10 protein-coding genes and 1 tRNA gene are annotated in these 12,756 nt (G+C 54.2%); 5 read left to right on the top strand and 6 right to left on the bottom strand.

The annotated features are described in order from the left end of the window. Window positions 1-8: 8 nt before the first annotated feature. Together AC2FLB_RS08035 and AC2FLB_RS08030 are read right to left on the bottom strand one after the other, a co-directional pair. Window positions 9-2,021 carry a dynamin family protein gene (locus tag AC2FLB_RS08035; protein ID WP_496709010.1) on the bottom strand — a complete coding sequence of 671 codons (2,013 nt, stop codon included), beginning with the start codon at window positions 2,019-2,021 and terminating at the stop codon, window positions 9-11. Window positions 2,022-2,023: 2 nt separating this feature from the next. After that, a complete protein-coding gene (locus AC2FLB_RS08030) occupies window positions 2,024-2,440 on the bottom strand; it encodes a hypothetical protein (protein ID WP_142636441.1) in 417 nt (138 codons plus the stop codon). Between the two features lie 730 nt (window positions 2,441-3,170). Between AC2FLB_RS08030 and AC2FLB_RS08025 the strand changes: the two genes are divergently transcribed. The 5 genes from AC2FLB_RS08025 (at window position 3,171) to AC2FLB_RS08005 (ending at window position 8,242) form a co-directional block, all read left to right on the top strand. Next, window positions 3,171-3,255: transfer RNA gene (locus tag AC2FLB_RS08025), tRNA-Leu, on the top strand. Between the two features lie 404 nt (window positions 3,256-3,659). After that, the gene (locus AC2FLB_RS08020) at window positions 3,660-4,865 is read left to right on the top strand and encodes a YcaO-like family protein (protein ID WP_496709009.1); all 1,206 of its coding nucleotides are present in this window, start codon (window positions 3,660-3,662) and stop codon (window positions 4,863-4,865) included. Then, the gene (locus AC2FLB_RS08015; RefSeq protein WP_496709008.1) at window positions 4,862-6,184 is read left to right on the top strand and encodes a TfuA-like protein; all 1,323 of its coding nucleotides are present in this window, start codon (window positions 4,862-4,864) and stop codon (window positions 6,182-6,184) included. The genes AC2FLB_RS08020 and AC2FLB_RS08015 overlap by 4 nt, the downstream gene beginning before the upstream one ends. A 43-nt stretch (window positions 6,185-6,227) precedes the next feature. Continuing rightward, window positions 6,228-7,523: a gluzincin family metallopeptidase gene (locus AC2FLB_RS08010; protein ID WP_496691610.1), complete on the top strand. Its 1,296-nt coding sequence runs from the start codon at window positions 6,228-6,230 to the stop codon at window positions 7,521-7,523. Between the two features lie 113 nt (window positions 7,524-7,636). Then, entirely contained in the window at window positions 7,637-8,242 is a 606-nt protein-coding gene (locus AC2FLB_RS08005; protein WP_496691609.1) for a hypothetical protein, read from the top strand. Window positions 8,243-8,294: 52 nt separating this feature from the next. Here AC2FLB_RS08005 and AC2FLB_RS08000 read toward each other — a convergent pair whose 3' ends face one another. The 4 genes from AC2FLB_RS08000 to AC2FLB_RS07985 form a co-directional block, all read right to left on the bottom strand. Then, window positions 8,295-10,064 (bottom strand): adenylate/guanylate cyclase domain-containing protein, encoded by a 1,770-nt coding sequence (locus tag AC2FLB_RS08000; protein ID WP_281286267.1) that lies wholly within the window; start codon window positions 10,062-10,064, stop codon window positions 8,295-8,297. An 85-nt stretch (window positions 10,065-10,149) separates the two neighbouring features. Further along, complete coding sequence (locus tag AC2FLB_RS07995; RefSeq protein ID WP_246097210.1) at window positions 10,150-10,797, bottom strand: GNAT family N-acetyltransferase; 648 nt, start codon at window positions 10,795-10,797, stop codon at window positions 10,150-10,152. Window positions 10,798-10,950: 153 nt separating this feature from the next. Continuing rightward, window positions 10,951-11,895: an ABC transporter substrate-binding protein gene (locus tag AC2FLB_RS07990; protein ID WP_271948847.1), complete on the bottom strand. Its 945-nt coding sequence runs from the start codon at window positions 11,893-11,895 to the stop codon at window positions 10,951-10,953. A 48-nt stretch (window positions 11,896-11,943) separates the two neighbouring features. Then, on the bottom strand, window positions 11,944-12,756 hold an 813-nt coding region (locus AC2FLB_RS07985), incomplete at its 5' end, for an ABC transporter permease (protein ID WP_496709007.1).

Genomic DNA, 12,756 nt, shown 5'->3' with positions numbered 1-12,756 from the left:
ATCGCTACTTATGCTGCCTCGTTACTAAGATCTTTCAGGATATCGCCGAGGATATCGTCGCGGGATTTCTGAGGGGCCAGCCCCTCCATCAGCGCTGCACTGCGACCGGGGTCCTTTTCGGCTGAGGCCGAAATGTTCAACAGAGTCTCCTTTTGCTCGCGCATAAAGTCGGAAAGGGCGGCGCGGACATTTTCAAGAACTGCTGCAATCTGGTTTTCTTCGATATCCTTGGTGATCGAATTCGCCTCTGATGTGATCAGGCGCGTATAATCCGCCGCATAGGCCTCGAAACCATTGCGGCGTTGCCACCAGCGGCGCCACCATGTGCTTTGCAAGTCCAGGGCAATCGTGCGTCCGATACCCAGTGGAGGTGGTACCCGCGGGACGATTGGTGCCTCGATGCTGAACTCTCCCAGATGGTTGCCCAGCAAGCTTTGATACAACGCTTCGATGTCAGCGGCTGCCGCTGAATACAACGCACCAACTTCTTTGCGCATCGACCGGGCAAAGCTAAAATAGGCCGCTTTTTGCAAGGTCCGCAGCCCGGCAGGATCGTACTGCCACGTTCCTTGCTCGCCATTTTGCTCAAGATGCGCGATCAGAGAATCGGTGGCACGTTTGACAAAGTTGGCTTCGGCCGAGCTCAGACGCTCAAGCACTTTCGCGCGCAAGGAAGCAGTAAGCTCAGCGGCCTTCTTTTCATATTCTGCGTTGACCTCGGCCACGGCGTCTTCGGGTGCTACCCCGTTCAGCTCTCGCACGATCCCTTCGCTGTCGGATAGTTTTTTGGCCACGGCGGTCGCCCGGATCTGACTGGCGATGTTGCGCGCCCGGTGGCGTACACGGTCCAGAAGTCGAGTTCCTGCGCCTTCGGCAATGCGTTCATTCATCGCCAGCAATAGGTCGGGCAAACCGGACAACGCCCAAATCTTGTCCAGTGACGGGGCCTGATCGCCAAACCCGGCCGCCAGATAGAACGTGTTCAGGGCTTTCCGGGATTCCTCAGACAGAATATCGGGATTGCCAGTTATCGCGGCCTCGGCCCACAGGGCGCTGCCGAACACGACACTTGCCTTGGTGTCGATATTGTTCTGTTTCAGCGTGTCCAGAATCCGATCCCGAATCTCAGGAACCTGGGTGACCGGATCTGCAAGTTCGTCAATTCGGTTAACGAACAGGATAATCTGACGATTTTCGAACTGAGCGATGATCCGCATCAGCGCCATGTCCATTGTGGTCAGAGCCTGACTGGCTGCCAGAACCACAATGCAGACTTCGGACCCGCGCAGGCTGCGCAGGGTGATCTGTTCACGCACCATAAACGTATCGTTTACACCCGGTGTGTCGCACAGCTTGAGGGAAATCGGGTACTGGGGGATGTCCATGTACAGCTCAGCCGACTTTGTCACATCCGCAAAACGACCGGTCTTGGGGTTGATGTCCGGGTCGTCTTCATCACCCAGGCACACATACCTTTGGATCAGTTCCTCATCGAAATAGTCGTATTGATGGCTTTGCCCCAGAATCAGGTCGAAATGCTTACCTAGTCGTTCCTCGGACTTAGCTTTCATTTCGCCGATCTGACGGCGGATATCGTCCATTTCATCGTCGGCGCCGGCCCGATTGGCCAGCTCTCCCAGCCGGCCGCCTCCAACCATCAGATTGTCCCATTCCTCTTGTTCGAAGAAAGTGAACCGGGATTTTGTATCACCCTGGGTTCTGGTGTTGATGTTCAGCGTGGTAACCACAGAGGTCCAGGGGTTCACATCCGAAGGCAGCAAGGCAGGGCGTGCGGACAGAATGTTCACAAGCGAAGATTTTCCCGCCTTGACCTGACCGACCAGCGTGACGCTGGCAGTGAAATTCTCCATGCGTGTCTTGAGCGTCGCAAGACGTGCCGAAGAGCGCGCGTCCGCCACCTCTGTCAGTTGGTCAATCTGTGTCGTCAATGCCGACATGGCCGAAGTCATTGGGGTCAGCGCTTCGTTTCCAACAGACAAAAGATGATCGTTACGCGCCATGGTTAGCCTCCGGTTCCTGTAGCGGCGATATGAGGTTCGATCTGCCCGTGAGGTGCGCTAGTCAGCGTATCAATCCGGGCGATCAGGTTCAGGGCGTTGCCCAAAATTGCGGCTTCGGCGCTTGGTGTGATCGATTCATATGCGCGGGCATCGGCCAGCACTTCGATCGAGCTGAAGCAGTCGCTATTTTCCAGGCACGCAACACTGCGCCCTGTTGGGAAACCCTGGGATTTGACCTCGGGCAGGGGCATTCGGGAATTGGCAAGCAAATAATGCCCGCCAGAATGCGTACGCAGCGAGATGCCAAACCCGGTATTCGGGTGTTCGCGATTCAGGGTTTTGAGTTCACCAAGAAAACTTTCGCGTGCAAGACCAATCGCGTCTTGCTCGGCAGATGCAGAGTTCATCATGTTGGTCATGGTAAAGACCCTTGTACTGGAGTTGAGCGAACGAACTGGTAAGACGCCCGAAGGCAAAAGACTCATTAACTCCTTTCCACCCATCAACTACTGGCAAGGCGGTCTTATTTTGACGCGAATAAGATTTTTTGGCGTTTGAATTGTGGCGCAAGTATGGCTGCGGAGTTGCCCGGGCCCACTACTAAACTAAAAAGCGTATAAAAATATGAGCATATCGGCTGAAGTTCACAGCCTGCCAAATTTGATAGCTGGTCTCCAAATGGGGTGTAACTATTTATTAAATTATAGTTTTACATACATGTGGTCAGCTCCATATTTGGCAAAATCTTGTCATGAGACAGAATCCATCGCCCAAACAAAGTGCGCTTTCGGGAAAGGCAACAACAACACGGCACAACGTGAGGGTGTTTAAATTTGGCAGGTTCATCAATGGTGAATTTTAACAGGACGCTATGTTTCACATAGTCTTTTTTGGGGGCTACCTGGTCTGCGAGATTTCTGTTTTGGGCGGCGTCAGGCAAAGCTTGGTCAGCTGAAAGTCCATTGGCCTTTCCGGTCGGTGTGGTCGTGCGGTCTTTCATATGTTTTCGGGGCGTGTGGTGCCTCTAAGCAGAGGTTGGGTTTGTTCTGAAACGGGCATCAATATTCTTCGTGTAAACTACAATTTCCCTCTCGCACTCGTTCAAAAGCTTTGCTATTGAGCGGCATTCCGGCAGCTGCTGCTGGTCGTGCGGGTGTGGCGAAATTGGTAGACGCACCAGATTTAGGTTCTGGCGCCGCAAGGCGTGGGGGTTCAAGTCCCTCCACCCGCACCATAGTTCAGTGTATTGCATTGATTATATTTTATAAATTAGACCCAATAGAGCAACTTTCCCGATTGCCCTGGGACCTTCGCACGAAAGAAGGCGCGCTTCTGACAGCTTTTCGAAACATTTTGGGTTTCCGGTCTCGCTATAAATGACGCAGAATGAAGATTATGTTAAAATAATGCGACATCCTTTGAATATCGTTGCTGCAATTCGATTCTAGGTGCTGGCTGCTGGACACAGTTGGTTCAGCCCGCGCTTATCATTGTCCAGCAAGTAGATTGTCGTGTTGAGACAATTATGGGCGGCAGAGTTGACCCATATGAAATCATCCCCCATCCTGAGCTGATCCGGTCACCGGCATGTATTTTCGCCTGGTGGCCAATTTCTTTTGTTTTTGGCAAGGTTGCATCATGTCTGACGTATCGGAAAAGCAATATGTGCTTGATACTCATCGCCTGCGAAGCCCCAGCCAAACATTGGAAATCGTAACGCCCTATTTGCGTGAAATGGGAATTACTCGAATAGCGAACTTAACCGGCCTGGATCGTATCGGATTGCCCACGGTCATGGTTGCGCGCCCGAATTCACGATCGGTTTCGGTGTCGCTCGGCAAAGGATTGTCAGTCCCGGCCGCGCAAGCGTCGGGGGTTATGGAAGCGATCGAAAGCTGGCACGCGGAACGGGTAACGGCGCCTCAACGTCTGGCACGATTTACCGATATAGCGCGCGATGCGCCGGTGGTGGATGTTGATAAGCTACCTCGGGTGACTGGTGGCCGATTTGATCCTGATGCGAACAGATTGTGGGTAGAGGGTCGGGATTTGAATTCCGCTTGCGCCCGTTGGGTTCCAATGGAGATGGTCGATACCGATTATACGTCTTTGCCGATGGGTGGGCAGGTTGCTTTTCCTAGAACGACAAACGGTTTGGCATCCGGCAACAACCTGTTTGAAGCCAGTTGCCATGCGATCTTTGAACTCATCGAACGCGATGCCACCACACTGTGGCAATTTCAGTCCGCGCCAGCACGGATCCACCCAGACACTATAGATGATGACAGGTGCAAGGACGCAATAAGCATGATTGAAGCGGCGGGCCTGACCCTGGGCATCTGGGACACCACCTCGGACATCGGAATCGCCTGTTTCCGCTGTACGATCTGCGAGCCGGACGGGCAGAACGGCCACATCGGTATCGGTGATGGCTGCCATCCAGATCGCGCCATTGCTTTGTTGCGGGCCCTGACCGAAGCGGCACAAACCCGCCTCACCTATATCTCTGGCGCGCGTGATGATCTGGACCCAGAAGAGTTTACTGACCAGGCGCAGACCGAAAGATGTGCCTATATTCGCAATCAGATTGATAGCTCGGACGCGACGCAGGATTTTTCGAATGCTCCGACATATGCCACCGGATCATTCCAAGAGGATTTGAACTTGCTGACTACCCGCCTCGAAACTGTAGGTATTTCGCAGGTGATCACGGTCGATCTATCGCGCCCGGAATATGAGATCGCCGTTGTCCGAGCTGTCATACCGGGGCTTGAAGCGCCTCATGACGACCCCGATTACATCGCCGGGGAACGCGCGCAGCGTGTAATGGAAACATACGGATGAGTGTCGTTATTTTTGTGGGCCCGACGTTGACAGCCGATGCTGTGGCCCAATGCTTGGACCCTGTGATCTTGCCCCCGGTCCGGCAGGGGGACGTATATCGCGTGGCACGTGATCGTCCGCGTGCGATCGGGATAATAGACGGCTTTTTTGAGGGCGTCCCGGCGGTCTGGCATAAAGAGATTCTTTGGGCGATGGATCAGGGAATCCCCGTTTATGGCAGTGCCAGCATGGGTGCTTTGCGCGCGGCAGAGTTGGCTGATTTCGGTATGATCGGCGTGGGTCGAATCTTTGAGGATTTCTACAGCCGAACCCTGCAGGATGACGACGAAGTTGCGGTCCTGCACAGCCCGGCAGAATTGGGCTATTTGCCATTGAGCGAACCCATGGTCTCGGTTCGAGCAACGGTTGAGGAGGCGCAAAATCTAGGCATGTTGGTCGCTGAACGTGCCGCTGAAGTTCTGCAGATTGCCAAGGGTATGAACTATCGTCAGCGCAGTTGGCCCAACATAATTGACGCGTTGAACGGGCTTTCTGATATCCAGGGCTTTGTGGACTGGCTGCCAAACGGCAAGGTTGATGCAAAAGCACGTGATGCCATTGAGATGCTTGGGCGTATGGCCGAAGATCTGGCAAACGAACTTCCCTTCCCGGCGACGCAGCAACCGACCGAAGAAACGCTGATGTGGAAAGGGCTGCGTGCCCGAGTGGATGCCGATCAGAAGGCCGATCAGGCGGTTATCGACGAAGTCAGGCTGAACCCGGACATGTATACGCGGCTGCGTGAACGGGCCGCGCTGACTCTGCTGGCGCGGGAAGAGGCTGATCGGCGGGATGAAGAGCCCGACCGCCCTGCCCTGATGGCACAAATGGATGCGCACCGGCAAAAAGCCGGCCTGTCGCGCCGCGCCGCTTTGATGGCATGGCTGGACGAGAATGATCTGAGTGTCGAGGAATACGAGGCGATTCTGGCCGATGCTGCTCGGGTGCACGGCCACATTACCTCTCGGGCTTCGGTCCTTGAGTCATCGCTTTTGCGCGAGTTGCGCCGTGACGGGAGCTATGCCGAATTGCGGGATCGTGCCCATCGCAAGGCACAAAGGGGAGCTGAATCATTGACTGCCCGAGGCGGTCCCGCAAGCGGGCGCCTACCTATGGTTATGTGGTATTTTGAAACACAGCTTGACCAACCAGTGCCGGATGATCTTGAATCATATGCAGTTTCACTTGGATTGGCCGGGCGGGAAGCATTTTTTGATTTGATAGAAGCAGAGTATTTGTTTTGTCACGCGGATGCCGGATTAAATAGTACCGTTGACTAGCCGCCCAAGGCGGATCCGAGGCGTGGCCTGAAAGGGGGGTATTGTGAACTTACCAGATCACCTTGATGAAGAAGAGCCTGGAACGCGATTTCTGCTGTATCCGCAATCCCCTTTTCTGGAAGAGGACCCCCAGCTTGAGCTAGTCGAAATATCGGCCCCGCAGGGCAGTATCGGCCCTGGTCCATCGGGTCCGCGCATGTACACGGTTAACCCTGTCGGAAAGACTACACCCTATGGGGCCATCGTGCCCGGACCGGATGGTCCGGGAATGTATCTGCCGCCCTGGAACGGATATATCCATCCCCCGGCAATGCCTGATGAGTTCGGTAACTTTATCCATATTGGCCCGTCGGACCCGGCTTTTGAGGCAGCGCATCTGTTTGGCTCGGCGCATTTCACGATGGATGTCTGGCAGGGCTATTTTGACCGACCAATCCCATGGCATTTCTCCCGCGATTTTGACCGACTGGAACTGTCGCTGCTGCCAAGCCTGGACAATGCGCATATCGGTTGGGGTTTCCTTGAAACCGGGGGCACCCACGAACACGGGGACGAATATCGCCCCTACAGCCTGAATTTCGACGTGGTCGCACATGAAATCGGCCACTCAATCATTTACAGCGTCGTGGGCATGCCCACCGACGGAGATGTCTCGGGTGAATATTACGGGTTCCATGAATCAGCCGCCGATATGGTGGCGCTTCTGGCCTCTTTGCATTTTGGCTCGGTGGTAGAGGCGCTGTTGGAAAACACCAAAGGCAATCTCTACAGCTTCAACCGGCTGAATCGCTTTGCCGAGCTTTCGGAAAATGCACAGATTAGAACGGCCGCAAACAACCGGTCACTATCGGAATTCGCTGCCGGATGGTCCAGTGAACATGCACTTTCCGAGCCACTGACAGGTGCAATGTTCGACATTTTGGTGGACATCTATCATGAGCGCCTGTTGGTTCATGACCTTATCACACAGGCCGAGGAAGATCTGTCCGATCAGCTAGAGGATTCACCCGATTACAGCGCGGTCATGCAGGGTATTTTTGACAAGCGATATGCCGAAAACCCTGATGGATTCCGCGTAGCACTTCTGGAGGCGCGCGATTTCCTGGGCACCTATCTGGCCGACGCCTGGAGCATGTTGGACGCCGATATGCTCAGCTATTTCGGTGTCGAAAAGGCCATGCTGGCGGTGGATCAGGAAATTACCGGGGGTGCCTTCCGTCGGATCATCGAAGGTAACTTTCGGATGCGTGATATCGGGGTGGCAACTGCCGGTCCGCGGCTGCCGGACCCCGATGAAGACAGTCACGCACACTCCGTCCGCACGCAGGTTCCAGACTGATGACAGCAAAATTCTTTTTTTTTCGGCAGATTTATGGCATTTAGAGGCGGGGTGATTTTTGAGGAGACACCGATGCGGTCATCCTCGGGATTTAATCGAAGGGGGTTCGGGTGATGAACCCATATTTGGGAGATGAGTTTATGGCGGAATCCTTGCTCAGTTTTTCGGAAGTGTTGATTTACGGCAGAGTTATCGACGATTTGGATTACGACCCTGCGAAAAAGAAAAGCAGAGGCAAAGGCAACAACAAACATCTTGATGAGCAACTCGCGAGTTCAGGAAATGACGAAGCAAAATTTGCCAAGATTTACGGGTTTGCCTATGAAGGCACCTACTACGACCTGCCCGAGCCGGTGATTTTCCTGGTTCACGGCAATGGTCAAGACGTCGCCAAGAAGGGCGAGCCACCAAACCAGGCCTCGCGCGCGCCCACGGATCCTTCGATCGGCGGTGTTGCGGCGGCGGACTATCAGGTCGCTGACGGTATCAAGTTCTGGAGTTATGATAAGTCCGATCAGACCATGCGAATGGATGTCACGACAGGCCAGTTCGAACAGGTTCTTCTAGACCTCTATTTTGGCTTTGACAGCCCTGCTATCAGCGGTGCAAAGGTCAGCGGTGCCAAGGTAAGTGGCGCCAAGGTCAGTGGCGCGAAAGTCAGCGGAGCCAAGGTCAGTGGCGCCAAGGTTAGCGGAGCCAAAGTACGCGGCGGCGACTGATCTTCGGACAAAGTCAGCAAAGAAGGCGCGGGTTCTCGCGCCTTTTTCCGTTCTAAAATCCCGCTTTTTTCAGCCCTTCGACAAAGTGCTGCGTGTCGTCTTCCAGACGGTCGGGCAGCACCTTGGCCCAGCGTGACAAAGAAAAGTTCGGGTGTGCGGCGCGGTGCTTTTCAGCAATCATACGTGCCATATCCATGTTGCCCAGCTGCGCATGGCTGGCGGCCAGCATCCGTTGACCCTCGGTCGGATTGTTCATCTTGTTGACGGTTTCGATAACATCTTCATAGCGCCTGAGATTGTAATAGGCGCCGCCGAGGTGCCAGAGATACTGATCCGGAAAGTACGGGTTCAGACGCATGGCCTGTTGCAGATGCGTGATGGCAGTCTCATTTTCCCCTGAATGTGCAAGCGCATCGGCGAAATCCGAATGCATATCCGCATCATTGGGGTTGAGAGCCAAAGCACGTTGGTAAGACTGTAGCGCCGCACTATGTTCCTTGCGATACAGATGGACAAATCCCAGCTCGCCAAATCCCCGTGCGTCTGTTGGGTCCAATTCGATCGACCGCTGTGCCAAAGACAGCGCCTGCTCGAAAGCACTGCCTGGATCTTCGGTCCACGAGTATCGCCAATCCAGATTCAACGTTCGGGACAAGGCGGCGGCGGCACGGGCATAGTTGCCGTCCCGTTCCAGCGCAGATTGATAGAAATTCTGTGCTTTGCGGTTGTCGTTGCGCGTGTATTTGAAGATGTGCTGCTGCCCCTGCAGGACAGAGCCATATGCCTCCAGATCTGAAGGAACGGCCTGAACCATAACTTGGCGCTCATGGGATTCGATCATTACGGCCGTGGCCGCGACGATACATTCAGTCACCTCGTCCAGAATATCAAATATATCGTCAATGTTTCGATCAAATCGCTCACCCCAAATCGTGCGTTCAGTGTTTGCATCGACCAGTTCCGCAGTAATGCGGATTCGACTGGAAGAGCGACGCACACTGCCACGGGCGATATACCGGACATTCAGCTTTCTTGCGGCTTCCTTCGGTGGCATGGACTGCGCCCTGAAGAAGAATGATGAGTTTCGGGCGATGACGAAAAGGTTTCTGAATTTGGAAAGGTTCAGAATGATGTCGTCGGTCAGACCATCGGCAATCCAGCCGTCAGACTCATCCCCGCCGCTGATGCTGAACGGTAGCACAGCGACCGACGGAGTGTCCGGGCGTTCCAACAGATCGACAATAGCGTCGGGACGCATGGTGCCCGCCAAAGTAGCACCGGCAACTTCGCTGCGGACACAGTAGGTAGAAACCGGCGAAAGAATGTTCTTCAGATGCTGCGGACCGAGAAATTCGTACCCATACCGCAACCGGTTACAAACCTGATCATACACCGCAGAGCTGACATAGACCCTCTCGGGTTCCGCAATTTCTTGCAATCGCGCTGCAATGTTGACGTTGTCGCCATGAATTCCACGCTCATCTATCAGGATCTCTCCAAGATGGATGCCAACGCGAAACTTGATTTGCTGTTGATCTGATCCTGAATCGTTGTGCTGGGCAGAAATTTGGTGCAGCTCAACACCAAATTCGACCGCGCTGGTCGCTGTTTCAAACAGGGCCAGGATGCCGTCACCGCGCACTTCGACAACACGCCCCTGATAACGGGCACATGCGGCTTCGATCTGCGATAGAAGTGTCTTCAAAGCGTTGTAGGTGTCGAGTTCGTTCTCACTCATCAGGCGAGAATAGCCGACGACATCTGCAAATAAGACTGCACCCAGCTTCTGAGTGATTGATGAATTCGGGTTAACTGTATTCACTGGCGGTACTCGATTCCTGAGTTCTGAACGAACCCTAACTTTTGTATAACAAAAAAAGATTTGAAATGATTGGTAATAACGTCTCTTAGTCCGACCCAGTCTCTTGCGGGGGCCAACACCAGCAATCCGAGGCATTATTGCCAAGCTTAACGATGGTTTCACCGCCCAATTCTTTCGCCAGTGAATTTCGGTTTTCGAACCAATCGCTGCTCAGCAACCCGACCACAACCATATCGTGAAATTGACCATCTGCAAACCAGGCCTGACGCATCGACCCCTCGATCTGGCACCCCAGTCTGGCAACCAAGTCTCTGCTGCTGACATTATCCGCCCTATAATACGACGTCAGCCGGTTCAGCCCCAGTTGTCGAAAGGCGAAATCGGCGACCAAAGCCGTCGCTCTGATACCAACCCCATGGCGGCGCACCGAATGATCGACGAACATCGCAACGACAGCATCGCGATTGATCGGCGATATCCCCTCGAGGCCGCTCATGCCGACCAGTTTTCCCGCCGAATTCTCAACAACGAACCAACACCTGCGGCCGATGGCTGAGCCGGTGAACATGTCGCTCCAGCTTTCCTCTGTCTGTGCAAGATTAAGAGGGATGCGGGACACGCGTTCGAATTTGGCTAAATCCTCTACATTTTGAAACCAGGGCAGAATTGTCTCAAGATCGGATTTTTCCAGAGGACGCAGGACATAGGTCTTGTTGCTGGGCTTTTTTTTCACCGGAATTTCAACCTTCAATAAACATCAAAAAAATAACCCGTAGAGGATAGCATGAAAACGCCACAAACAGAAAAGATGATTGTTGCAACCCAGTAAAACAAAAATACCGGCCCGCCGATCGGGCGAACCGGTCCGTATTAAGCTGTCAGGCTCTTAGTCGTAAAGAACTGCCGCGATCTTCGGATCGTCAATATTGGAAGCATCGTAATAGTAAAAGCCTGTGTCGATTAAGGCCGGGACTTCTTCGCCTTTCATCGCCGCGACGGCCGCCTTGACCGTTTCATAGCCGATACCAACCGGGTTCTGGGTGATTGCCCCGGTCATCAGACCACTTTTGATCGCGTCTTTTTGGGCTTTGCCGCTGTCATAGCCAATGATGACAAGGCCCTCGGTGCCCAATTCCTGAACCCCGTTCACGACACCAATGGCAGAGCCTTCATTGGTGCCGAAAATACCATCCAGATCGGGGTTTGCAGTGAGGATCGCTTTTGTCACCTCGGTTGATTTCAGATGGTCTCCCTGCCCGTACTGAACGGTGACCACCTCGATATCAGGGTATTTTTCCGCAATGCGGTTCACAAATCCATCGCGGCGGTCAATGCCAGTGCGGCTGGTCTGGTCGTGGGCTACCACTGCAACTTTGCCTTTTCCACCAATCTTTTCGGCCATTTTGTCAGCGGCAAGCCCCGCTGCAGCTAGGTTGTCGGTTGTGGCAGTAGAAACAGGAATATCACTGTCGACACCGCTGTCAAAAGCGATGATCGGGATACCCTTGTCATTTGCCTGCTTCAGCAACGGAATGGCGGCCTGACTGTCGAGTGCGGCAAAGCCGATGGCTTTTGGATTGTTTGCCAGTGCTGCGGCCAGCATGTCGATCTGACGGTCGACCATCGTTTCGTTGTCCGGTCCTTCGAATGTGATTGTGACGTCAAACTCTTCGGCTGCCTGTTCGGCGCCCTGCTTTACCGCCTGCCAGAATTGGTGCTGGAACCCTTTGGATACCAGCGGAATATAGATTTCTTCCGCCATGGCCATCGAGGCCGGAGCTGCGAGGGTGGCTGCGCTGAGCACCCCCAGAACGAAACGACGTGTTAACATGATATTCTCCTCCAGTTGGTCGTTATCTTCTTTGGTCCTAAAAATTGTTCACCCGGTCTTTTTGCGCCGCGCCATGTCGGCATAGACGGCCAGAATGATGATCGCGCCGGTGACAACGGTCTGCCATTCCTGCGCGACAGACAGAACGCGCAGCCCATTGGTCAGGACAGCCATGATAAGCGCGCCGATGAGCGTTCCCAGGATCGTGCCGCGCCCGCCGGACAGAGAGGTTCCGCCAATGACCACAGCCGCGATGGCCTCAAGTTCGTATCCCAGCCCCAAAGCGGGTTGTGCCGAGTTCAGGCGCGAGGCGATCAGGATGCCGCCGATGCCGCAAATTCCCCCGGCCAGCGCGTAGATTCGCATCTTCCAGGCGTCGGTGTTGACACCCGACAAGCGGACCGCCTCTTCGTTTGATCCCAAAGCGAACGTATAGCGGCCCAAAACAGTGCGGCTGAGGATATAGGATGCTGCAATCGCGACCAAAAACAAGATCAGCACGCCGTTCGGGATAGGTACCGAGGGGACGATTTCTCCAATCAGAGACCCGCGCGAGATCTGATCGAAACCAGGCGTGTCATTGAAATAGATCGGTCGTGTGCCCGAGATAACCAGCGATAGACCCTTGAGGATCAGCATCATGCCCAGCGTCGCGATGAAGGGCGGGATTTTCATTTTGGCCACAAATGTGCCCGAACACAGACCACAAAACGCACCCGCTGCAATGGCTGCAGCAACACCCAAAAGAAGGGGCATGCCGAGATAAGTCAGGGCTACGCCCGCAATCACGGCGCAGAAGGTCATCAAAGTGCCAACCGACAGGTCGATTCCGCCCGTGATGATCACCAGAGTTGCGGCAAC

The sequence above is a fragment of the Ruegeria sp. CDSA236 genome (assembly GCF_059611285.1).
This window is presented reverse-complemented; position numbering and strand designations above follow the sequence as displayed.

Coding starts and splice junctions, on each gene's coding strand:
- AC2FLB_RS08035 (WP_496709010.1), bottom strand. CDS start 2,021: ATGGCGCGTAACGATCATCTTTTGTCTGTTGGAAACGAAGCGCTGACC.
- AC2FLB_RS08030 (WP_142636441.1), bottom strand. CDS start 2,440: ATGACCAACATGATGAACTCTGCATCTGCCGAGCAAGACGCGATTGGT.
- AC2FLB_RS08020 (WP_496709009.1), top strand. CDS start 3,660: ATGTCTGACGTATCGGAAAAGCAATATGTGCTTGATACTCATCGCCTG.
- AC2FLB_RS08015 (WP_496709008.1), top strand. CDS start 4,862: ATGAGTGTCGTTATTTTTGTGGGCCCGACGTTGACAGCCGATGCTGTG.
- AC2FLB_RS08005 (WP_496691609.1), top strand. CDS start 7,637: ATGAACCCATATTTGGGAGATGAGTTTATGGCGGAATCCTTGCTCAGT.
- AC2FLB_RS07990 (WP_271948847.1), bottom strand. CDS start 11,895: ATGTTAACACGTCGTTTCGTTCTGGGGGTGCTCAGCGCAGCCACCCTC.